The following is a 23676-nucleotide window of genomic DNA, read 5'->3' on the forward strand; positions in this document are numbered from 1 at the left end:
TAAAGTAACAGTAATTAAGAATTATTATTTGGAGAGGATACGGAAATGGCCAACATTTTAAAACGCTGGGTTGAAAGCGACAAGCGCGTCATTCGGCGTCTTGACAAAATAGCGAATCAAGTCGAAACTTACGCTGACGAATATGCCAAGTTAAGTGATACTGACTTACAAGCTAAAACACCGGAATTTCGTGAACGATACAAGGAGGGTGAATCACTTGATGATTTACTCCCGGAAGCATTCGCTACCGCCCGTGAAGGCGCTAAGCGAGTGCTTGGGTTATATCCGTTCCACGTACAAATCTTAGGTGGTATTGTGTTACATCAAGGTGATATTGCCGAAATGAAGACTGGTGAAGGGAAGACCTTAACGGCTACCATGCCGGTTTATTTGAATGCAATTTCTGGCGACGGTGTGCATGTGGTCACGGTTAATGAATACTTGTCAGCCCGTGATGCCACTGAAATGGGTGAACTTTACAATTGGTTAGGCATGAGTGTGGGCATTAATGGTGCTGACAAATCGCCGGAAGAAAAGCGTGCTGCTTATAATTCAGACATCACTTATTCAACCAATGGTGAAATTGGGTTTGATTATTTACGTGATAACATGGTGGTTTATCGTGAAGACATGGTTCAACGACCATTGAATTTTGCGATCATTGATGAAGTTGATTCAATTTTAATTGATGAAGCCCGGACGCCTTTAATTATTTCAGGACAGTCTGAAGGCACCACTGGGATGTATAAGCGGGCCGATCGGTTTGCCAAGACCTTAACCAAGGAAACTGATTATAAAGTTGATTTGGAATCTAAGACAGTTGCTTTATTGGATGATGGGATTCGTAAGGCTGAGAAGTATTTCGGCTTAAAAAACCTGTATGATACGGATAATACGGCGTTAAATCACTACTTAGATGAAGCCTTACGTGCCAACTATATCATGTTAAAAGATAAAGATTACGTGATTCAAGATGGTCAAGCGATGATTGTTGACTCCTTTACGGGTCGGATTATGGATGGGCGCCGGTTCTCGGATGGCTTACATCAAGCGATTGAAGCCAAAGAACATGTTGAAATCCAAGAAGAAACTAAAACGATGGCTAACATCACGTACCAAAACTTGTTCCGGATGTATAAAAAGCTTTCTGGGATGACTGGGACCGCCAAAACAGAACAAGAAGAATTCCGCGAAATTTATAACATGGAAGTTATTAGTATTCCAACTAACCGACCAATGGTTCGTGATGATCGTTCAGATTTACTCTATCCAACGTTACGGAGTAAGTTCAATGCGGTTGTTAAAGAAATCACGGCGCTTTATGAAAAAGGGCAACCAATGTTAATTGGGACGGTCGCGGTTGAAACGTCTGAATATTTGTCACAACGTTTAGACGATGCGGGCGTTCCTCACGTGGTTTTAAATGCGAAGAACCATGCACGAGAAGCTGATATTGTTGCCAATGCTGGTCAACGTGGTGCCGTAACCATTGCCACCAACATGGCTGGTCGGGGAACTGATATTAAGTTAGGACCAGGTGTTAAAGAACTTGGTGGACTAGCGGTTATTGGGACCGAACGCCATGAATCTCGACGGATTGATAATCAGTTACGTGGTCGTTCAGGGCGTCAAGGTGATCCTGGTATGTCACAATTTTATTTATCATTGGAAGACGATTTGATGTTGCGGTTCGGTTCAGAACGGATTAAGAACTTCTTGCAACGAATGAATGTTGAAGATGATGATGCAGTGATCCAATCACGGATGATTACGCGACAAGTCGAATCGGCGCAAAAGCGGGTCGAAGGAAATAACTATGATTCACGGAAAAATGTGTTGCAATATGATGATGTTATGCGGGCACAACGTGAGGTTATCTACGGTGAACGTCAACAAGTTATCATGGAAGAAACGTCCCTTAAACCAGTTATTATGCCAATGGTCAAACGAACCATTGAACGGACGGTGCAATTGCACACACAAGGGGATCAAAAAGACTGGGATTTAGCGGCTATTGTTGATTTTGCACAAGCGGCGATGGTTAAAGAAGATTCAATCAGTGTTGCAGATTTAGAAAATAAGACGCAAGCTGAAATTGAAGATTACTTAATGCAACGCGTTGATGTGATTTATGCTGATAAGACGAAGCAACTTTACGATGCTGGTCAAATGCTAGAATTTGAAAAAGTGGTTATCTTACGGGTAGTTGATGCCCATTGGACTGATCATATTGATGCGATGGATCAACTTCGACAATCAATTGGGTTACGTGGCTATGGGCAATTGAATCCGTTAGTTGAATATCAACGGGATGGTTACCGAATGTTTGAAGAGATGGTTGCAGATATCGATTACGATACTACCCGGCTCTTCATGAAGTCTGAAATTCGGCAAAATATCCAACGTTAATTAAATAGGCAAGTTAAAGGCGTAGTTGGGGTTGGTCCAACTACGTTTTTTGCAAAAAAATAACTTAAAAATAAGTTGAGAGAAGGGTTCTTTGTGGAGTTAAGTGAATATAAACATTTAATTGAAGAAATGCAGAGTGCTGTCGGCGACTTTAGGGGGTCACTTTGACTTAGATGCTTTGAATGAAAGCATCCATGAAAATGAAGCGCGCATGGCTGAACCAGGATTCTGGGATAATCAGGCAACTGCACAGACGGTTATTGATGAGAACAATGCCTTAAAAGGAAAGTTCGATGCCTATCAGCAGTTAGCTGATGAAGTTGGCGATTTAGCTGTAGCTTATGAGTTACTGAATGAAGAACCAGATGCTGAGATGCAAGCCGAATTCGAAACTGATTTTGAAAAAGCCCAGCATGATTTACAGCAATATCGGTTGAATCTACTACTAGATGGGCCTTACGACCGGAATAATGCTATTTTGGAAATTCACCCAGGTGCTGGGGGAACTGAATCGCAAGACTGGGGTGCCATGTTGTTGCGGATGTATACACGTTGGGCTGGGAGTCATCATTTCACCGTTGAAACGGTTGATTATCAGGCTGGTGATGAGGCTGGCATTAAGAGTGTGACGTTACTCATTAGCGGTCATAATGCTTATGGCTATTTGCGTTCTGAAAAAGGGGTTCATCGGCTAGTTCGAATCTCACCATTTGATGCCGCTGGCCGGCGGCATACCTCATTTGCCAGTGTTGATGTGATGCCAGAATTAGATGATAGTGTTGATGTCGATATTCGGACGGATGATTTAAAAGTCGATGTTTATCGCGCGAGTGGTGCTGGTGGGCAGCATGTTAATAAAACGTCATCAGCTGTTCGGATTACCCACTTACCAACTGGAATTGTAGTCGCTAGTCAGGCCCAGCGTTCGCAGTTACAAAATCGACAGACGGCGATGAACATGTTACGGGCCAAGCTATATGAACGGGCTGAAGAAGAACGAGCTAAAAAACGGGCCGCCATTCAAGGTGAACAGCTAGAAATCGGTTGGGGATCACAAATCCGATCCTATGTTTTCCATCCTTATACGATGGTCAAAGATCATCGGACGAGCTATGAGTCGCATGATGGTCAAGGTGTGATGGACGGTGATTTAGATCCGTTTATTGATGCTTATTTACGCTGGAAGCTAGCTCAAAAAAATCCACAGTAAGGGTAAGACACTAGAGTGACCGATGTCAATGGTTGCTTTAGTGTTTTTTTGAGTATTAGGATTATAATTATTAAGAATAAACGTATTAATAGCGGCCATTAATGGAAACAAACAAGATTGGTCTGAACCAGTAAAAATGCTATACTAATTTCAGAGTTCAACGTTAGGAGTAACGCACATGCAGGTATTAAAGGTCTTGGAATTATTCTTGGTACAACCGTTAGTTTGGGTTGGCTTGATTAGATGTTATTTGTCAGCCCGGCGACGGGTCAGCTATGAGCGACAGACGTTTGGCAGTGCCATTGATGCCCATTATTTTGAAACGCGAAATTTCTTTAAATATGGGATCTTACTAGGGTTAGCGGCGACTGTGATTAGTCTAGTTTTAGGATTGGTGGTCTCACCAGTTTGGGTCTTGATTTATGAAGGGCTTGCCGTGATTAGTTTGTTGGTAGTTCCTTTTGGCTTAATGCCAATAACTGTTTTTGGACTTAGTTGGTTGCTTTATTGGGGACTTAATCCTAAAGTGACGTTGATAGGACATCAGCTTAAACGAGTAGGGATCACCACCATGACGCTGAGCAGTGGTGTGGTGCTTAGTGGGCTGGTGCTAGTTGTATTATTACTGGCAAGTACGGCATTTTTATTGACACGCCGTTCAACGCAAGTGGCTTCACCACAAGTTCGACCTGATCAACGTGGCAAACGAATCGTAAGGTATCGGTGGCAACAGTTGTTGGTCTTACCAGTCGGTGTTTTGATTCCCGGTGATTGGGTACATGCGACGTTTAGTTGGTGGCCAGTTTTTCAAGTCGGTCATCAAAGCTTCGGTTTGCTCTTATTGCCATTATTACTTGGTGTGAGTGTACAAGCTTATAAGCAAACGCCAGCTGTGGCGTGGCACCGTTTAGCAACGCGCTATAGCTGGATAGCTTTAATCGGGTTGGTTATTATTATTGGCGCTAAGTTGGTCACGCTGAGTCCGCAATGGGGTGTTGGCTTAATTGGTGGCATCGTAATTCTAGTTTGGTTGAGTTTAGCGCAACATCGTTATCATGATCAACACCAACAATTTTGGTTTTCGGATACTGACCAGGGTGTGCGGGTGATTGGCTTACGGCGTCACACACCTGCAGATAAACTTAATTTGAAGGTTGGCGATATTATTTTAGAATGTAATCGTCAACCCGTGCATACTGAGACACAATTTTATGAAGCATTGTTAAAGAATCCAACCTACGTTCACTTAAAAGTGCGTAATGGACAACAGGAATTAATTATAACTGAAACAGCGATTTATAATGGGGCACCACATGAGTTAGGAATTGTGTTATTCACTGATCAGGAGGATTAACGACCATGGATAAGATTTTAGTGGTAGATGATGAACCAGCAATCGTAACGTTATTATCATATAACTTAAAACAAGCTGGTTATGAGGTTGTGACGGCTACCGATGGGGCGGCGGCGTTAGCTTTGAGTATGCAACAACCGTTTACGTGTATTTTGTTAGATTTAATGTTGCCTAAATTAGACGGCATGGAAGTGACAAAACGGTTACGGCAAGAAAAGATTCAAACGCCAATCATTATTGTCACGGCAAAAAGTGATGAATTCGATAAGGTCTTTGGTTTGGAATTGGGTGCGGATGATTATATCACGAAGCCATTTTCGCCACGAGAAGTGTTGGCCCGCATTAAAGCGGTGATTCGGCGGATGACACCAGCCGATAAGCCAGCAGTGGTGCCAGTATCTGCGGCACCGACCAGTCGCTCGATGACCACTATTGGTGAGTTACAAATTGACCAAGATAAGTATCGGGTAACGCGTAATGGTGAAAATATTAGTGTGACGCCTAAAGAGTTTGAATTACTGGTTTATTTTATTGAACGAGAGGGTCGGGTGCTTAGTCGTGAAGCTATTTTGAATCATGTCTGGGGTTATGATTATGCGAGTGAAACCAGAATTGTAGATATTCATATTTCACATTTACGTGAAAAAATTGAACTAGATCCTAAAAATCCACAATTAATTCGAACTGTGCGTGGTTTTGGCTACGAGTTCGTTGGTGATGAGCATGCATAATCAGTGGCAGCAAACGATGCGTCTGTTAACGTTAGAAAATATTTTGACGTTGTTAATCGGCTTGGTCGTGCTGCAACATTTTTCACCGATTCAATGGTCATGGCAATTAGTCGGGCTACTCATGTTAGCCATTATCTTATTGGCGATTATTGAGGCCAGTATTGTTTGGTTTCAACAACATGAACGGCAAAAGACAATCGATCGAATGGAAGCTAAATTGCGACAAATGAGCAGTCAGCAGTTTCCACCGCATATTTTATTGCCGGAGAATGATCCACTGTATAGTTTATCGCAAGCTGTTAATCAGTTAGAGTCTTATCAGCGCAATCAGACGCGCCGAGCGGAGCTACAAGAAAAAGAATTAATGATGATTATGCGCTATTTGCCAATTGGCGTGATGGTGATTGATCATCATCGACAGGTGCAATTGTCGAATCCAGCAATGAGTGAATTGCTACAACAGTCAATTAATTCGGTAGCGCACCTTTATACAAAAGATATTCAACTGTATGCTTTGACAAAAGTGATTGAAGCGACGATTACGACTAAAAAAAATCAGCGGGCGACGATTACGTTGACGCCAGCACCTAATACGCAGGTGGTCGAAGCAACCACGGTTTATATTCAAAATAGTCGGTCACACTTTCAGATTGTCTTAATGCTCTACAATATCACTGAGGTTTATATGATTGAACAGATGCAAGATGACTTTGTTAGTAATGCCAGTCATGAGTTGAAGACGCCAATTACAGCAATTGCTGGTTTTACTGAAACATTAATCAGTGGCGCAAAAGATGATCCCGCAACGTTGGATCAATTTTTAAAAATTATTGCCGATGAGAGTCAACGGTTGATTGATTTGATTCAAGATGTTTTGTCATTGTCACGAATTCGGGCACAAAATATGACTAACTTATCAATCCAGACTGTGCAAGTAAAGCCGTTAGTTGATCAAGAATTGGCGGTATTGCAGCAGGCCTTTCAACGAAAAAATATTGTTGTCACCAGTCACCTTGAGCCAGCGATGACCGTGGTGGCTGATGCGCAAAAGTTGAGCCAAATTGTTAAAAACTTATTGTCGAATGCAATTAAGTATAATCGCCAAAATGGGACTGTAATTATCAGTGCTACTAGCACTGATAAGCAATGGATTTTAAAGGTTCAGGATACCGGTATCGGTATTAGTGCGAATAATCAGCAACGCATTTTTGAACGCTTCTATCGGGTCAGTCCATCGCGTTCGCAACAAGTCGTTAGTGGCACGGGACTTGGATTAGCGATCGTAAAAGAGCTGGTTAATGCGATGCACGGGCAAATTACGGTGATTAGTCAACGCGGGGTTGGCACTACAATGACGGTTGCATTGCCTATCAAAGTAACTGAGTGAGCTTGGGATATAGAACCCAGGCTCTTTTTTTCGGCCTTTTTTAAGTCAGCAAGCAGGTCTAACAGTTCAAAATATTTTGACATTTACACAATCTTTACAAAACGTCTATTAAGTATTTACAAAAACTTTGTATTATAGATATTGAGCATGGGTAGGAGGTATTTTGTTATGAAGAAAAGTCGGGTCATCCAATTACTAGGACTGATTCTGATTGGCGTGTTAGTGGGGCTTGGGTACACTTACCGAGTTAAAACCAACGCTGGCGAGTCAATCACCGCAGTTGGTTCCACCGCATTACAGCCTTTAGTTGAAGCGGCTGGTGAACAATATAGTTCTGAACATACCGGGATTTTTATTAATGTGCAAGGTGGCGGCTCTGGTACGGGTCTAAGCCAAATCCAATCTGGCGCTGTTGCGATTGGTAATTCTGATATTTTTGCTGAAGAGCAAGCCGGAATTCAGGCGAGTAGGCTTAAAGATCATCAAGTTGCCGTGGTTGGGATTGCCCCAATTATTAACAAGCAGACCGGGATTACTAACTTAACTAGACATCAATTAGACCAGATTTTTACTGGTAAATTAACGAATTGGCGTCAAGTTGGCGGTAAAAACTTGCCGATTGTCTTGATTAATCGGGCGCAAGGATCAGGAACCAGGAAGACCTTTGAGCGGTATGCGCTCAATGGTCACAAGAGTGCTGAATCTCAAGAACAAGATTCTTCAGGTTTGGCGCGGTCGATTGTCGCCAGTACACCCGGTGCGATTAGCTACGTTGCCTTTTCATATTTAGATTCGTCAGTGACGACGGTTACCGTGGATGGGGTGCAACCGACAGAAGCTAACGTCCGCCGGAATAAGTGGCGAATTTGGTCATATGAACATTTATATACGAGTTTACAGCCAGATCCATTAACAAAAAAATTTATTACTTATATTCTATCGACCGCTGTTCAGAAAAAGTTAGTGAAACAGTTAGGTTATATCTCGGTTCATGATATGCAGGTTCAGCGAAGTGCGACCGGTAAAATTACGACCGTGAAATAAGGAGGAGCGCATGGATAAAATTCGGGCAAGTCTCTTAAAAAAATCAGTTGCGAGCAAAATCGAACGCCGCGGTAAGCTAATCAGTTTGACCTGTTTGGCATTGATTATTGTCGTCGTGTTCTTGATTTTCTACTTTGTCGCATCACGGGGGCTAGCAACCTTCTTTCAAAATCACATTAATTTTTGGCAGTTTCTAAGTGGAACCCAATGGAATCCAGGAACCGTTGGGACCAATGGCCAGCCAGCAGTTGGGGCGTTACCAATGTTAGTTGGGTCGTTTCTAATCACAATTTTATCGGCCTTGATTGCGACGCCATTTGCCATTGGGACGGCGGTGTTTATGACTGAAATTTCACCACGGCGCGGGGCCCAAATCTTGCGACCAGTTACGGAATTATTAGTCGGGATTCCTTCCGTTGTGTATGGGTTCATCGGCTTACAAGTTGTCGTGCCATTTGTAAGAAGTACTTTTGGTGGCAGTGGGTATGGGATACTATCCGGGACCTTTGTCCTATTCGTTATGATTCTACCAACGGTCACATCGATGAGTGCTGATGCGCTAAATGCCGTCCCAAGGTATTATCGCGAAGCTTCGCTAGCATTAGGTGCGACTCGGTGGCAAACCACGTATAAAGTGGTTTTGAGAGCCGCAATCCCCGGTATGTTAACGGCCATTGTTTTTGGGATGGCTCGAGCTTTTGGGGAAGCTTTAGCTGTACAAATGGTGATTGGGAATGCGACCTTGCTGCCGCATAATTTAGTTTCACCGGCCTCAACGTTAACCAGTATCTTAACCATGGGAATCGGGAATACAGTTATGGGTTCCTTACAAAATAATGCGTTGTGGTCCTTAGCCATGATGTTATTGCTCATGTCACTGTTCTTTAACTTAGTGATTCGCTATATTGGACGAAAGGGGAAACTAAATAATGAACGCTAAACGAATGGATAAGCTGGCTACCGGTATCTTATATGCCGTTGCTGCTTTAGTTGTAATTATTTTGGTGGCTTTACTTGGTTATATCCTAGTCCAAGGGGTGCCAGAAATTTCCTGGCATTTTTTAACCTCACCGTCGCTTTCATTTGAAGCCGGTGGTGGGATTGGTATTCAACTCTTTAATTCATTCTATCTGCTGTTCTTGGCATTACTGATTTCGTTGCCCATTTCGTTGGGAGCAGGAATTTATCTGAATGAATATGCAAGTCAAAATACGTTTACTAGCTTGATTCGAACGACCATTGAAATTTTAAGCTCACTGCCTTCAGTTGTGGTTGGCTTGTTCGGTTATTTGTTCTTTGTGGTTCAATTTAAGTTAGGCTTTTCAATCCTGTCAGGGGCATTTGCACTCACTGTCTTTAATCTGCCAATTCTAACGCGGAGTATTGAAGAAGCGTTAGCTAATATTTCTGATAGTCAACGTGAAGCTGGTTATGCTTTAGGATTATCACGTTGGGAAACGGTGACCAAGATTGTCGTGCCTGCAGCGTTGCCAAGTATTATTACCGGGATTGTTTTAAGTGCCGGTCGGATTTTTGGCGAGGCCGCAGCGTTGATTTATACGGCAGGCCAAAGTGCGCCAGCGTTAAATTTCAGTGATTGGAATCCATTTAATATTAGTAGTCCCTTAAGTCCGTTGCGCCCGGCTGAAACTTTGGCCGTGCATATTTGGAAGATTAATTCTGAAGGGATTATGCCGGATGCTAAGGCGGTCTCAGCGGGCGCCTCAGCCGTGCTGATTATTGCAGTCTTACTCTTTAACTTCTTAGCCCGTTGGCTTGGAAAACGCTTGTATAAACATTTAACCGCTGAATAAGGAGGTCCTTTTAATGGCAGATGCAACAATGATGACGACAGATCAACGAAATATTATGAAGTTCGATGAAAAAGCACATGAAATTGCACTTTCAACGCAAGATTTACACGTGTTCTATGGGAAGTCAGAAGCAATTTCAGAAGGTGACTTACAATTTGAACGGTATAAGATCAGTGCGCTGATCGGGCCATCTGGTTCAGGGAAATCAACCTATTTGCGGTCTTTGAATCGCATGAATGATCGAATTGCCACGGTTAAGGGCCAAATTATGTATCGAGGTCTAGACATTAATAGTAATGCGATTGATGTTTATGAGATGCGGCGCCATATTGGTATGGTTTTCCAGCGGCCTAATCCCTTTGCCAAATCAATTTATGAAAATATCGCCTTTGCATTACGACAACGTGGGATGAAGAACAAGCAAGAACTAGATGAAGTTGTCGAACGGTCTTTACGGCAGGCAGCCATGTGGGATCAAGTTAAGGATGATTTAAATAAGAGTGCTTTGGCGCTTTCTGGTGGGCAACAACAACGGTTGTGCATTGCCCGGGCAATTGCGATTAAGCCTGATATCTTATTGTTGGACGAACCGGCTAGTGCTTTGGATCCCATTTCAACGAGTCAGATTGAAGATACTTTGTTGGAGCTAAAGCAAAATTATACAATTATTATTGTGACTCATAATATGCAACAAGCGTCACGGATTAGTGACTACACGGCGTTCTTTAATCTCGGTAAAGTTTTGGAATATGCTGAAACGGGTGACGTTTTCACCAATCCAAAAGTTGATCTGACAAATGATTATATCTCTGGTAATTTTGGCTAGGAGGCGAGTTAATGAGTACAATTTTAAAGACAGAAAATTTATCACTTTTTTATGGCAAGAAAGAGGCGTTGAAGAGCGTTAACCTTAGTTTTGAAACCAAAGGGATTACAGCTTTAATCGGACCATCAGGATGTGGTAAATCAACGTTTTTACGGTGCTTGAATCGGATGAATGACTTAATTCCTAATGTGACGATTACTGGTGAGGTGGTCTTTAATCAGGCGAATATTTATGCGCCGACGACGGATACGGTCCAATTAAGAAAAGAAATCGGGATGGTTTTCCAACAGCCTAATCCCTTTCCCTTTTCAATTTACGAGAATGTTGTTTATGGCTTACGTTTGGCCGGGGTTCGAGATAAGGAAACGTTAGATGCCGCCGTTGAAAAAAGCTTGAAACAAGCGGCAATTTGGGATGAAGTCAAAGATCGCTTACATGTCAATGCGCTATCCCTATCAGGTGGTCAACAGCAACGGATTTGTATCGCACGAGTGCTGGCGGTTGAACCAGCAATTATTCTTTTGGATGAAGCTACCAGTGCGTTGGACCCAGTTTCAAGCCATATGATTGAAACAACCCTATTGAATTTACGGCATGATTACACTATCATAACTGTTACGCATAATATGCAACAGGCATCACGAATTTCTGATCGGACCGCTTTTTTCTTGAACGGTGAGTTAATTGAGGTAAATGATACGAAACAGATTTTCATGAATCCAGTTAAGCAAGCAACCAATGACTATATTTCAGGCCGATTTGGTTAGGAGGATAAAACCATGCGACGACTATTTGATGATGAATTAAATGATATTGATGCTAATTTCACTGAAATGGGAATGATGGTTAGTGAAACCATTGAAAAAGCGGTGAAAGCTTTTATTGACCATGATCGTGATTTAGCCCAAGAAATCATTGATAATGATGCCAAAATTAATGAACGTGAAGTTGAGTTGGAACAAAAATCATTTGAAATGATTGCTTTATACCAACCTGTCACTTCTGATTTACGTGAAATTGTAACGATTTTAAAGGCTGTTTCAGAATTAGAACGGATGGCTGATTATGCCCGGAACATTGCACATGCGACGATTCGGGTTAAAGGACATGTACGCGTCCCTGAAATTGAAGCGCAGTTATCTGAGATGGGGAATCGGGTCCGTAAAATGGTCGAAGAGATGTTAGCGGCCTATGTTAAAAGCGATGATTTGGCAGCCCGTAAAGTTGCGGCCAAGGATGCTAAAGTTGGTGAAATGTACGATAAAATCAACGAAAAAGGAATTTCGAAGATGGAACGCCATCCAGAAACTGTGATTGGATCGACCGATTATCTTAATGTTGCGAGTTATTTGTTACGAATCGGTGCATTGGTCACTAATGTTGGTGAATGGATCGTTTACTTGAATACCGGAAAAATCATAGAATTGAATCCAGAAAGTTCGAATTTAGTTTAGTGATTCATAAATAATTTCTAAAGCCGGTCCATCAAGTTTGCAACCTGCTTTTACAATTAGTAGAATGTAATTAGACTAAACTTATGTGAGGGGTCTAATTATGAAGACTAAAACTAATCGTAAACTAACTAAATCTAACAATCGGGTCGTCGCCGGTGTCTTGGGTGGCATTGCCGCCTATCTACAGTGGAATGCTACCGTATTGCGTGTGTTATTTGTGTTACTGACAATTGCGTCACATGGTTTTGGGATTTTGTTGTACTTAGTCCTAATGACCATTATTCCCAGTCAGCCTAAGCAATCTGGCTTTTTTGATCAGATGCGCCAAGCTACAGGGCAGTCATCACAAACTACGCAGCAACCGCAAGGACGTAAAGAAATTCATAACGTCCATGAAGAAGATGAGCCGCGCCACCAAGATTAATGGAGTGATAGTGAGTGGGTTTTTGGAAACGAATTATAATTAATACCGTATTATTTATTGCCATTGCTGGCTTTTTTAAGAGTGATTTCCATGTTGCCAATGTGTGGATTGCTTTATTGGCAAGTTTTGTTTTAGCAGTCTTAAACGCAGCGGTTAAACCCGTGCTACTGTTATTATCATTACCGATTACGTTATTGACCTTAGGGTTATTCAGTATTGTGATCAATGGTTTGATGCTCCAACTGACGTCTTATTTTGTCGGCAAAACCAGTTTTGGATTTTCCAGTTTTGGAATGGCCGTCTTAGTGTCGGTTTTAATGTCCTTGGCAAATGTGATTGTTTCTAATTTTTTAGCTAAGCGTGATGTAAATGGTGAATAAAGCGCTTTAAAGTGCTAAGATTAACAGATAGGAATGATCCATTTTCAGTCAAAAAAGTGCGAGCGGCTTGAAAGAAGATTGCAATAGCAATCTTGGACAATGCCACTGGCTTTTTTTTATAGCTGAATAATTTGGGAGGGATTAACTTGGCAGAAAGTGTAACTGTTGCCGATTTAGTGAAAAATACCCGCTTGGATGTTTACCATGGCGCCAAGCTACTAGCAGATAAAGAAATTACAATTAGTGATATTTCACGACCTGGCTTAGCACTAACGGGCTACTTTAACTACTACCCGCGTGAACGGGTACAATTGTTAGGAAAAACTGAAACCGCTTATTCAAAGAATATGAGCCACGATGAACGGTTAATGATTTTTCGGAAGATGTGTCAATTAACGACGCCAGCTTTTGTGGTTTCTACGGGATTACCCGTACCCGCTGAGCTTGTTCAGGCTGGTGATGAGAACAAGGTACCAATCTTAGGGACTAAGATGACTTCTTCGCGAATTTTAAGTAATATGACCAATTACTTGGAAGGTAAATTAGCTGAACGCCAATCAGTTCATGGTGTTTTAGTCGACATTTATGGGCTAGGGGTTTTAATTACTGGTGATTCAGGGGTCGGGAAAAGTGAAACGGCTTTGGAACTCGTCAAACGGGGGCATCGCTTGATTGCGGATGATCGAGTGGATGTTTATCAACAAGATGAACAAACCCTAGTTGGGGAAGCACCTAAGATTTTAAACCATCTTCTTGAGATTCGTGGGATTGGGATTATTGACGTGATGAACTTGTTCGGTGCCGGAGCAGTCCGCCAAGATACTGATATTGATTTAATTGTTCACTTAGAGAATTGGACGCCAGATAAGCAATTTGATAGACTAGGAAATGGCGAAGCATCGCGTAAGTTTTTTGATGTTGAAGTGCCGGAAGTGTCTATTCCGGTTAAAACTGGGCGTAACTTAGCCATTATTATTGAAGCAGCTGCGATGAACTTTCGGGCTGAAAGCATGGGTTATGATGCGACTAAGGTGTTTGATGACAATTTGAATTCCTTAATCAAAGAAAATTCAGCCCATGATTCTGAAAAGCATTAAGGAGATGGCGACAGCGTGAAACTCGTCTTGGGGGCGTTAAACCCGATTGCGTTAAGATTAGGGCCAATTGAGGTTCATTGGTATGGCGTATTTATTGCAAGTGCCGTTATTATTGCGGTGACTTTGGCCGTGCGCGAAGGTCTGCGGCGTGGTATTCGACCAGATGATATTTACGATATGATTTTATGGGCGTTACCGTTTACTTTGATTGCGGCTCGATTATATTATGTTGGGTTTCAATGGTCCTATTATAGCCAAAATCCAGGTGAAATTATCCGAATCTGGGATGGCGGTATTGCCATTTATGGCGGCTTAATTGGTGCGGCAATTGTGGTGATTCTATTTTGCCGATCACGGTTTGTCCCCGTTTGGTTAATGTTAGATGTTGCGGCACCAACTGTCATTATGGGCCAAGGAATTGGTCGCTGGGGTAATTTCATGAACCAGGAAGCTTTTGGCCGGGTGACTAGTCTTAGCTTTCTACAAGGGTTACATTTACCGCAGTGGTTGATTTCTCAAATGTATATCAACGGTGCGTATCGGCAACCGACGTTTTTATATGAGTCGGTTTGGGATTTACTCGGATTCGTCGTATTAATGACGACGCGACATAAAAAAGGACTTTACAAACAAGGTGAAGTCTTCTTGACCTATGTTGCCTGGTATTCATTTGGACGCTTCTTTACAGAAGGGATGCGGACAGATTCTTTAATGTTATTTGGCGTCATCCGTATTTCACAGGCCTTATCCGTGGTATTATTTATTGGTAGTTTGACTTTGATTATTTGGCGTCGACGCCGATTAACCGAGAATCGTTGGTACCTTGATGGTTCTGGTCAAAAAATTGCCACCGAAAATAAGTAGATTAGAGGTATATTTGAATGACAGAAAAAGTTGCCGTTCTAGGTGCTGGCTCATGGGGCAGTATTTTGGCGAACTTATTAGATGAGAATGGAAATGAGGTACGGCTCTGGTCTAACTCGGCTGCGCAAGCAGCTGAACTAAATGATCAGCATACGAATGAACGCTATGTCCATGGTTTTCATTATTCGGAGTCGTTAACGGCTTATACGGATTTGAAGGCGGCGTTAGATGGGGTTGCGGTGATTCTGTTCGTCGTACCAACCAAGGCCATCCGCAGTGTGGCACAACAAGTCACAGCGGTGTTACAAGCAACTGGGCAACGGCCGATCATTGTTCACGCTAGCAAAGGCTTAGAATTAGAGACTCATAAGCGGTTGTCACAAGTATTGGCAGAAGAAATTCCAGCCAATCTTCGGCAAGCAATTGTGGTATTATCTGGTCCTAGTCATGCGGAAGAAGTTGCTAAACGTGATATCACGTTAATTACAGCGGCAAGCGCCAACGATGCGGCTGCTAAGCTGGTACAGCAACTCTTTATGAATGACTATTTCCGAATCTATACGAACCACGATGTGATTGGGGTTGAATTAGGCGCTGCCCTGAAAAACATTATTGCATTAGGTGCCGGTGCGTTACATGGCTTGGGCTATGGTGATGATGCCAAAGCTGCTTTGATGACACGTGGATTGGCTGAAATTAGCCGCTTGGGTGTAGCATTAGGGGCTGAACCGTTAACTTTTATTGGGTTATCGGGTGTTGGTGACTTAATTGTAACTGCTACAAGTGTGCATTCACGTAATTGGCGGGCCGGTAATGAACTTGGCGCTGGTCAAGATTTGAAGACGGTCGTTGCAACTATGGGAATGGTGATTGAAGGAATTCCATCTACCAAGGCAGCTTATGAATTAGCCCAACAACAGCAGATTGAAATGCCAATCACCGAAGCCATCTATGATGTTTTGTATAATGGCGCCGATATTAAGCAAGTTATTCCTCAATTAATGCAACGTGAGGGGAAACCTGAAATTCAATAGGTTATCATTTTATTTCATTATTCTTAGGAGGATGTCCAAATGTCTAAAGTTAGAAAAGCAGTTATTCCCGCCGCTGGTTTAGGAACTCGTTTCTTACCAGCTACTAAAGCAATGCCCAAGGAAATGCTGCCAATTGTTGATAAGCCAACGATTCAATTCATCGTTGATGAAGCACGGAAGTCTGGTATTGAAGATATTGTGATTGTTACGGGTAAGAGCAAGCGGAGTATCGAAGACTACTATGATTCAAATCCAGAACTGGAAGATAATTTACGGGCTAAGCACAAGGAAGAAATGTTAAAACTCGTTCAAGAAACGACTGATATTAACCTCTACTTTATTCGGCAATCACATCCCCGTGGCTTAGGTGATGCAGTTTTAACGGCTAAAGCCTTCGTTGGGGACGAACCTTTTGTTGTCATGCTGGGTGATGATTTGATGGAAGACAAAGTACCATTGACGAAACAATTAATGGATAGCTATGATCAAACACACGCCTCAACCTTAGCTGTGATGAAGGTGCCGCATGATGATGTTTCGAAATATGGGGTTATTAATCCTGAAAGCGAAAAAGCGCCTGGCTTATACAATGTGAATAACTTTGTTGAAAAGCCAAGTCCCGAAGATGCGCCTAGTGATTTGGCGATTATTGGGCGTTACTTGTTAACTCCTGAAATTTTTGATGTCTTAGAACATCAAAAGCCAGGTAAGGGTAATGAAATCCAATTAACCGATGCTATTGATACGTTGAATAAAACGCAACGTGTCTTCGCCCATGAATTTAAAGGGACGCGTCATGATGTTGGCTACAAGTTTGGTTACTTAAAGACGACGATTGAATATGGGTTAACCCATCCCGATGTTAAGGATGATTTACGGGCCTATATTAAAGATTTGGGGACTAAGTTAACCAAAGCGGATGCTAATAAACCTGCTACGAAAAAAACTACGAAATAATAAAAAATGATTCAGCTGAGTAAATCAGCTGGATCATTTTTTTTAACGGTCAGATTTAAGCTTGAAAAGATGTGGCTTGCCGTAATAATACCCTTGGCGAAGTGGAATATTTAAATTATCCGCCAATTGATCCTCAGCGTCATCTTCGACCCCTTCAAGAATTAGACGGGCATCATGTTCTAAGGCAACATTATTCCAGAACTTTAGTTGTGCTGGAATTTCATCAGTTCGCTCTTCTTTACGGAAGTTTTGCATGGCAAATTTAATTTCTTCAGCGTAACCAAGCAATGGCTTAATATGGTCAAAGACGTTAATCCCAGTACCAACGTCATCTAGGCTAAACTCTAACCCATGTGCTTTGATTAATTCAATTTGCTTTTGCATATCAGCTAGTGAATAGGCCTCTTCATCAGGTTCTTCAGTTACTTCAACAATCACTTTAACCGGAAACAATTTAGCTTGGGCGTCAATTACGGCGGCCGCAATCGCAGGTGTTAAAAATTGCTTACGGTTGAAATTAATAGAAACTGATCCAATCTTCAAAGACAACTCACTAGCGGTTGCCTTCAATAAATCAATTTGCACATCAATTGGAATGGCTTCAAAGTTTGCTGGTAGTGTCCAACGATCTGCTTCGGTTTCACGGTAACGAATAAGCATTTCGTAACCAATCAAAGAATTATTGAATTTATTTAATTGTGGTTGAATAAAATAGCGATACATACACTGGCCCCTTACGTTCAAATTATGTTCAGTAAAATTACCCCTAAGTTACATAGTATACCAAATAATGATTTAGTGGAATGCGAAGGCCTCGCCTTTTTTCAATTGAGCGATGGGTTTAAGCAAGGGTGGGAATGGTTGAAAGCGATATCTAAACTTTTTTTACGTCGATATTAAAATAATGTGGGTGTTTTAACAAATCCGGATATAAATTAATTGAAAAAGCGGTTATAATTAAGTTGGTCTGTATCAACGTATTTGTGACAAATAAATTAATTCTGTGGAGGAATATTTAGTATGAAAATTGTAATTGTTGGGTGTACCCATGCCGGAACAGCGGCAGCAAATCAAATTTTAAAGAATCATCCAGAATCAGAAGTGACGATTTATGAACGTAACGATAACATTTCATTCTTATCTTGTGGGATTTACCTTTATTTAGGTGGTAAGGTGAATAAGCTAGAAGATATGTTTTATGCGTCACCAGAAGAATTGGAAGCAGCGGGCGCTAAAGTCAAGACAAAGCATAATGTGCTTAAAATTGATGCAGCCGCTAAGACGATGCAAGTTGCAGATATGGAAACAGGTCAGGTTTTTGATGACCATTATGACAACTGGGTCATCCGTTGCTGTGCCACCAATCTTTGGGATTGATGAATCGAAAGTTCTCTTGTGCAAAACGTATGAACAAGCACAGGAAATTTATAAAACCGCTAAAGATAACAAACGGATTGCGATTGTTGGGGCTGGTTATATTGGGACTGAATTATCTGAAAGTTATGCCAATACCAATCATGAAGTAACCTTGTTCCAATCACATGATCAGATCTTAAATCACTATATTAGCAAAGATATGTCTGACCAAGCGGTTGACTTATTGAAGCAACATGGCGTTAAAGTGCTCTTAAATCATCGGGTTACCGCATTTACTGGGAACGATAAAGGCGAGTTAGTCATTGAAACTGCCCAAGGCGATTTTGTGGCCGACTTAGCGATTGTTGGGACTGGCTTTATTCCAACGACTGAATTATTACGTGGTCAAGTGGACATGGACAAACATGGTGCCATCATTATCAATGACTATGTTCAAACGTCTAATCCTGATATTTATGCTGCGGGCGATTCTTGTGTGGTTAACTTTAACCCAACGGGCCGGTCAGCTTATACGCCATTAGCAACGAATGCGGTACGGCAAGGGGCCTTAGCTGGGGTTAATATCTTTGGCAATATCCAACCTTACATGGGAACGCAAGCAACGTCTGCCATGCAGTTATTTAATTACACGTTGGCGACAACCGGGTTGACTTATGAAGTTGCGAAAATGAGTAATATGCCCGTTAAACGAGTTGTCTTTGATGGTACATGGCGGCCAAGTTATATGCCAAGCACAGATCCATTGAGAATTGAATTAACTTATAATCCTGAAAATCGGCAAATCTTAGGTGCCCAGTTCTGGAGTCCTCACGAAGTTGCCCAGTCAGCCAATACGGTTTCAGTAGCTATTCAAAATGGGAATACCATTGATGATTTAGCCTTTGTTGATATGCTATTCTCACCAAACTTTGATGATCCCTTCAATTATTTGAACTTAGTCGCTCAAATGGCGGTTGACCAAGAAGCTAAGGCTGGCAATGCACAAGGGCGGATTACAGCTATTGGTGATTGGGCTAAATTAAACAATCCTGAAAACAAGTAACTCGTAGAATGGGGTCTTACGATGCATAGCAAGTGGTTAGGGTGGTGGCTATTATTGCCGCTAGTGTTGCTAGGATTAAGTGGTTGTAAAAAAGAAGTGACGGTTAAGCCCCCAACGCAGGCACCGACTGCTTTTAAACTGAAAAGTCAGTATGCGACTACGACGGATCAACAACAGGCGCGTTCATTAGTTAAGTTCATTAAACGTGGACTTTTGACGCCGCAAGGGTTGTATACCAACTATGTGGATACGGTGAAACGATCGTCTGGGGCCGCTACGGGGCATGAATTATTGAGCGAATCTGCTGGGATGTGGTTACAGTATTTAGTGACAACTAGTCAGTGGCACCAGTTTCGAACCTTTTATCAAGCCACTAAAAAAACATTCGATGATCATGGTCAATTTAGTTATCGCTATGACCCCCGTTCTAAAAAACGTTATCGCGTTAATGCCACGCTGGATGATCTACGGATCATTCGCGCGCTATTAGCGTACGATCAAATGCATCATACGACGCATTATCGGCAAGAAGCGACCGCACGCTATCAAACCTTAATTAATACCAGTATTAAGGATGGTCATCTGGTTGATTATTATGATATGAAGACTGGTAAAGCGGCCACAACGGGGAGTCTAGCTTACTTCGATTTACAAACATTAAAATATTTTGAACAAAACAGTAAAGCCGGTCGTACAGCCTATCAACATCAATTAACGGTGGTCAAAGGTGGTTATCTAGGCGATGTATTCCCGCTATATGCTAAGAACTATCAATGGACGACTAGCCAGTATAGTGATGCATCGCTTAATACCTCTGAAGCCTTGGAAACGTTATTGCATTTGGCCGAAGTAGGTCAACTTAAAGCAACCAGTCAACACTGGTTAGTACAACGATTGCAACAACGTAATTTGGCTAATGGTTATACGACAACTGGCACGGTTAGTGTTAACGGTGAATCAGCGGCCAATTATGCATTAGCGGCCATGATTTTTGCAGCGGTACATGATCGACCACATTATCAACAAGCAATGCGGCAAGTCTGGCGGTTACAAGTGACAACCTCAACGTCAGCCATATTTGGCGGCATTGGTGATGCGAAAACGCACCAGGCGTACTCTTACAGCAATTTAACTGCTTTGAATGCCGCTTTTAAATAAAGGCGATGGACAGAGCTGAGAGGTAATGAATGTGACTAAGTTAAAGCGAGGGCTGATTAAGGCCGGCAAGGTTTTCCAAAAAATACTGCCACCGCCACTATTAGCAATGCTAATTTGTGCGATTTTGGCTAGTTATATTAATTTTATGCCACCAATTAATGGGTTAGCAGATAATGGGGACTATTACCGCGCCATGTATAGTAACGGTATCTATAAACTTTTAGGGACGCATTATAGTTATTTTGACTTCGTCACGCAGAAATTTGGATTGATGAAATATTATAATGACTATCAATCAGTTAACTTTTCGTCGCAACCATTATTTGTGAAGCTAGCGATTGGCTTAAATAAATTATTTTATAGCCAAACAGTCTTTGATATTCGCTTTATGGGTTTAGTGAATACTGGCTTTTATTTGGGTAGTATTTATTTATTAACAGATGCACTGACTTATCCGGCTAAACGACCACGTAATTATTTAATTGCTGGCTTAGTTGTGTTTGTGTTCGGGGATTCGTCGTTTACCTTGTATTTCAATTCGTTTTTTGCCGAACCGCAAATGTTAAGCATGACGTTATATTCGTTTGCAGCGGTGCTTTTATTAGCCCGGCACCGTTATCGCCGTCGTTGGCCACTATTACTGCTGTTCGGTGTGAGCACCATGTTACTAATTTCGAGTAAGTCACAAAATGCGCCGTTAGCATTAAGTTATGTGGTTGTTGCATTAGGGTTATTATTTTTACCAAACTTTAAAGCACAACGCCTAATTATTTTTGCTGGTATGGCTGGCTTGCTCGTGGTTGGGGTGCTGACGTATAAGTTGATTGGGTCAAGTTTTACGCAGATTAATCAGTACCAGGCTTTTTCACATGGGGTGTTGACCCAAACTGGCGACCCAAGTACCGATTTGCGCAAAAGCGGTATTGATGAGCAATATGCCCTCATGAAAGATCAAGATTATTATGCAAAGCAGTTTGCACCGATTGATGCTTCTGGAAAGTATGTGAAGAAAAATTTACTGACTAAGTATAATTTTAGTTGGATTGCAACATATTATGCGAAGCATTTGCCACAGTTTGGCAAGTTGTTAGACTTAACGGCGGCAGATGCCATGATTACGCAGGTCAAGGCGGTTGGTGATTATACTAAAGCCTCGGGCGCGCCGGCTGGCAAACAGGTCACTTTCTTTACGGGATTTAGTTCAATTGCGGGCGCCTTCTTCCCGCAAAAATATGCTTTTAATTGTTTATTAGCCGTGGCTTTAGCAATGGTATATGCCGTGGGCTTTTATAATGATTTGAAAGCTCATGCCAGTGAAGGGGTGCTCCGTTTCTTTCTCGTTTTAGGGTACCTGACGATTTTTATTTTTGTCCCGATTATTTCAATTGTTGGTGATGGCGATGCGGACCTGGCAAAACACATTTTTATGGTACCGGTCAGCATTGATTTGATTTTCTTGCTAGTTGTATCGGATATTTTAAATCATCGGTTGTGGCACGCTTATCATGAAGGGACGTAACCGTATGCACAAACTAAGAGGTTGGCGATGGGGGTTGCTAGTGCTAGGCGTGTTGTTGGGATTTGGTCTAGTGCGTCCAACGGTCCATGCTGCAACGAAAGTTTTATTGGTTTATGATTCTCAAAATAGGGCCACTCATGGTGAAAATAAAATTGCGACGGTCCAACGGATTTTAGCGGGACTAAATATTGACGTTAAAACAGTTGCAGCAGCGGATTATCAGGCTGGTCAGTTGCAGGCTTATCAAGGCGTGGTGACGATGATTAATTGGCCGCAGACGGATTTAAATAATGCTGCGTTTACACATGATCGCCAACAATTTAAAGGGACCAAGCTACACATTGGTCGCAATCTAACGGCGACCGAAGCCCGAGACTTAGGTGCTCAGCCTGTAAAATTATATCATCAGCAATTTACGTTACAGAATTCAGCGGGTACAATTCATCAGCTCCTCCCGTTTAGTGAGACGATGACTGTGTTAACCAAGTTACCGAAAGAAGCTCAGTCAGTTGGTGTTTTGAAAACCCAAGCGGTCACGGCGCGTACCTATTCGTATGGAACCATTGTGAATCATCAGGGTTACTTACCGTATTTAGCCACACGTGGCTATAGTTTTGTGGTGGCAGCGCAAATGATGGCCCAATTGTTTGGCCACCGTGGTCATTATCAACCGTTGCTGACGATTACGAAAGTCACGCCGTATTCTAATCTGACCTTATTAGCGCACTTGAGTCAGACCCTTTATGAACAAGGCATTCCTTTTGCGGTTAGTACCACTAGTGTGAGTGAAAATGGTCACTTCAAAGCGTTTCAACGTTTTGCAAAAGTATTACGATTAGTTGAAAACCGTGGTGGGGTAGTTTTCTTAAAGACACCAACGGTCGGTGGGGTGACTGCCAGCAGTGGTGGCAGTCTGAGTCAATTAATGGATGATGAGTTGGTTCAATTAGCACAGAACCAGGTTTTCCCGGTTGGTATCAGTACATCGATTTATTGGAATCAAGATGCTGTTTATCGTCAATACGCTTTGAAAAAGGCCTCGCATGTTTTATTTTTGCCGAATCCGGCGAATTTAACGTATGCTAAACAAGATAATCAGGCGACTCACTTTAAACAAAGCCTGTATGGCTTGGATGCAACGTCCTTGGCTACGGTTACTAGTGGATCGGATTTAGGAAAACTAGCCGTTGATTTTGCCATACCAACGGCGATAACGGTTACGATGCCAAATAGTTCCCGTAGTTTACGAACGTTAGAGCGGCGGATTCAGCAGTTACCGTATCAATGGTTTAATCCGGTGACGCAAGGTTGGCAGACGAAAATCACCAGTGGTACCGCCACTTTTGAGTACCGGCAAGGGGCGTACTTCTTGAATGGCACTCAGACTACGATTGCAGCCAGTGCCACGCGGACAAAGACGTTGGCGCCAGTCAAACCGGCTGAGAGTTGGATGAATCGGTTCTTTAAAGTTCAAGGGAGTGTTTTGTTAATCTTTTTCGGGATTACTTTCGTGATTTTTATTGGCTTCATTTGGTTTGGTCGGAAGATTTATTTGAATATGTTTAAACGTTAGTAGGAAAGGCTAAAGGTTGACT

21 protein-coding genes and 1 pseudogene are annotated in these 23676 nt (G+C 42.1%); 21 read left to right on the forward strand and 1 reads right to left on the reverse strand.

Annotated elements, in window-relative coordinates:
• The first annotated feature begins 45 nt into the window (after positions 1 to 45).
• The 17 genes from secA to galU all read left to right on the forward strand — a co-directional run bounded on the left by secA (position 46) and on the right by galU (position 16985).
• The gene (gene secA, locus C5Z26_RS10495) at positions 46 to 2409 is read left to right on the forward strand and encodes a preprotein translocase subunit SecA (protein ID WP_105449897.1); all 2364 of its coding nucleotides are present in this window, start codon (positions 46 to 48) and stop codon (positions 2407 to 2409) included.
• Between the two features lie 93 nt (positions 2410 to 2502).
• Positions 2503 to 3619 (forward strand): peptide chain release factor 2 gene (prfB, locus tag C5Z26_RS10500; protein WP_105449898.1). Its coding sequence is split into 2 segments (ribosomal slippage): positions 2503 to 2574 and positions 2576 to 3619, totalling 1116 coding nucleotides; the frame shifts between segments, so codons are not numbered across the junction.
• A gap of 178 nt (positions 3620 to 3797) precedes the next feature.
• Positions 3798 to 4973 (forward strand): PDZ domain-containing protein, encoded by a 1176-nt coding sequence (locus C5Z26_RS10505; RefSeq protein WP_105449899.1) that lies wholly within the window; start codon positions 3798 to 3800, stop codon positions 4971 to 4973.
• Between the two features lie 5 nt (positions 4974 to 4978).
• Positions 4979 to 5704: a response regulator transcription factor gene (locus tag C5Z26_RS10510; RefSeq protein ID WP_105449900.1), complete on the forward strand. Its 726-nt coding sequence runs from the start codon at positions 4979 to 4981 to the stop codon at positions 5702 to 5704.
• On the forward strand, positions 5697 to 7091 hold the full coding sequence (gene pnpS, locus C5Z26_RS10515) for a two-component system histidine kinase PnpS (protein WP_105450179.1): 1395 nt from the start codon (positions 5697 to 5699) through the stop codon (positions 7089 to 7091). Before C5Z26_RS10510 ends, pnpS begins: the two co-directional genes overlap by 8 nt.
• 168 nt (positions 7092 to 7259) lie before the next feature.
• Positions 7260 to 8135, forward strand: a complete 876-nt coding sequence (locus tag C5Z26_RS10520) for a phosphate ABC transporter substrate-binding protein PstS family protein (RefSeq protein ID WP_105449901.1) — start codon at positions 7260 to 7262, stop codon at positions 8133 to 8135.
• A 10-nt stretch (positions 8136 to 8145) separates the two neighbouring features.
• A complete protein-coding gene (gene pstC, locus C5Z26_RS10525) occupies positions 8146 to 9075 on the forward strand; it encodes a phosphate ABC transporter permease subunit PstC (protein ID WP_105449902.1) in 930 nt (309 codons plus the stop codon).
• A complete protein-coding gene (pstA, locus tag C5Z26_RS10530) occupies positions 9065 to 9949 on the forward strand; it encodes a phosphate ABC transporter permease PstA (RefSeq protein WP_105449903.1) in 885 nt (294 codons plus the stop codon). Before pstC ends, pstA begins: the two co-directional genes overlap by 11 nt.
• A gap of 13 nt (positions 9950 to 9962) precedes the next feature.
• On the forward strand, positions 9963 to 10775 hold the full coding sequence (gene pstB, locus C5Z26_RS10535) for a phosphate ABC transporter ATP-binding protein PstB (protein ID WP_105449904.1): 813 nt from the start codon (positions 9963 to 9965) through the stop codon (positions 10773 to 10775).
• Between the two features lie 11 nt (positions 10776 to 10786).
• Positions 10787 to 11542 (forward strand): phosphate ABC transporter ATP-binding protein PstB, encoded by a 756-nt coding sequence (pstB, locus tag C5Z26_RS10540; protein WP_105449905.1) that lies wholly within the window; start codon positions 10787 to 10789, stop codon positions 11540 to 11542.
• 12 nt (positions 11543 to 11554) lie between these two features.
• Positions 11555 to 12229: a phosphate signaling complex protein PhoU gene (phoU, locus tag C5Z26_RS10545; RefSeq protein WP_105449906.1), complete on the forward strand. Its 675-nt coding sequence runs from the start codon at positions 11555 to 11557 to the stop codon at positions 12227 to 12229.
• Positions 12230 to 12329: 100 nt separating this feature from the next.
• Positions 12330 to 12653 carry a PspC domain-containing protein gene (locus tag C5Z26_RS10550; RefSeq protein WP_105449907.1) on the forward strand — a complete coding sequence of 108 codons (324 nt, stop codon included), beginning with the start codon at positions 12330 to 12332 and terminating at the stop codon, positions 12651 to 12653.
• 14 nt (positions 12654 to 12667) lie between these two features.
• The gene (locus C5Z26_RS10555) at positions 12668 to 13033 is read left to right on the forward strand and encodes a phage holin family protein (RefSeq protein ID WP_105449908.1); all 366 of its coding nucleotides are present in this window, start codon (positions 12668 to 12670) and stop codon (positions 13031 to 13033) included.
• Positions 13034 to 13179: 146 nt separating this feature from the next.
• Positions 13180 to 14130 (forward strand): HPr(Ser) kinase/phosphatase, encoded by a 951-nt coding sequence (gene hprK, locus C5Z26_RS10560; RefSeq protein ID WP_105449909.1) that lies wholly within the window; start codon positions 13180 to 13182, stop codon positions 14128 to 14130.
• 15 nt (positions 14131 to 14145) lie between these two features.
• Positions 14146 to 14994, forward strand: a complete 849-nt coding sequence (lgt, locus tag C5Z26_RS10565; RefSeq protein WP_105449910.1) for a prolipoprotein diacylglyceryl transferase — start codon at positions 14146 to 14148, stop codon at positions 14992 to 14994.
• 17 nt (positions 14995 to 15011) lie between these two features.
• On the forward strand, positions 15012 to 16028 hold the full coding sequence (locus C5Z26_RS10570; protein ID WP_105449911.1) for an NAD(P)H-dependent glycerol-3-phosphate dehydrogenase: 1017 nt from the start codon (positions 15012 to 15014) through the stop codon (positions 16026 to 16028).
• A gap of 39 nt (positions 16029 to 16067) precedes the next feature.
• Complete coding sequence (gene galU, locus C5Z26_RS10575) at positions 16068 to 16985, forward strand: UTP--glucose-1-phosphate uridylyltransferase GalU (protein ID WP_105449912.1); 918 nt, start codon at positions 16068 to 16070, stop codon at positions 16983 to 16985.
• Positions 16986 to 17027: 42 nt separating this feature from the next.
• Here the strand turns inward: galU and C5Z26_RS10580 are convergent, their stop codons facing one another.
• Entirely contained in the window at positions 17028 to 17708 is a 681-nt protein-coding gene (locus tag C5Z26_RS10580; protein WP_105449913.1) for an EAL domain-containing protein, read from the reverse strand.
• A 297-nt stretch (positions 17709 to 18005) separates the two neighbouring features.
• Here C5Z26_RS10580 and C5Z26_RS10585 point away from each other — a divergent pair.
• The 4 genes and pseudogenes from C5Z26_RS10585 (at position 18006) to C5Z26_RS10600 (ending at position 23654) form a co-directional block, all read left to right on the forward strand.
• Positions 18006 to 19404, forward strand: a pseudogene (locus C5Z26_RS10585) (FAD-dependent oxidoreductase).
• 21 nt (positions 19405 to 19425) lie between these two features.
• Positions 19426 to 20562, forward strand: coding sequence for a glycosyl hydrolase family 8 (locus tag C5Z26_RS10590; protein ID WP_105449914.1), 1137 nt, complete (start codon positions 19426 to 19428; stop codon positions 20560 to 20562).
• 25 nt (positions 20563 to 20587) lie between these two features.
• Positions 20588 to 22081 (forward strand): glycan biosynthesis hexose transferase WsfD, encoded by a 1494-nt coding sequence (wsfD, locus tag C5Z26_RS10595; RefSeq protein WP_370447973.1) that lies wholly within the window; start codon positions 20588 to 20590, stop codon positions 22079 to 22081.
• A 4-nt stretch (positions 22082 to 22085) separates the two neighbouring features.
• Positions 22086 to 23654 carry a hypothetical protein gene (locus C5Z26_RS10600; protein WP_105449916.1) on the forward strand — a complete coding sequence of 523 codons (1569 nt, stop codon included), beginning with the start codon at positions 22086 to 22088 and terminating at the stop codon, positions 23652 to 23654.
• Positions 23655 to 23676 lie beyond the last annotated feature (22 nt).

The sequence above is a fragment of the Lactobacillus sp. CBA3606 genome, assembly GCF_002970935.1.
Lineage (GTDB): Bacteria > Bacillota > Bacilli > Lactobacillales > Lactobacillaceae > Lactiplantibacillus.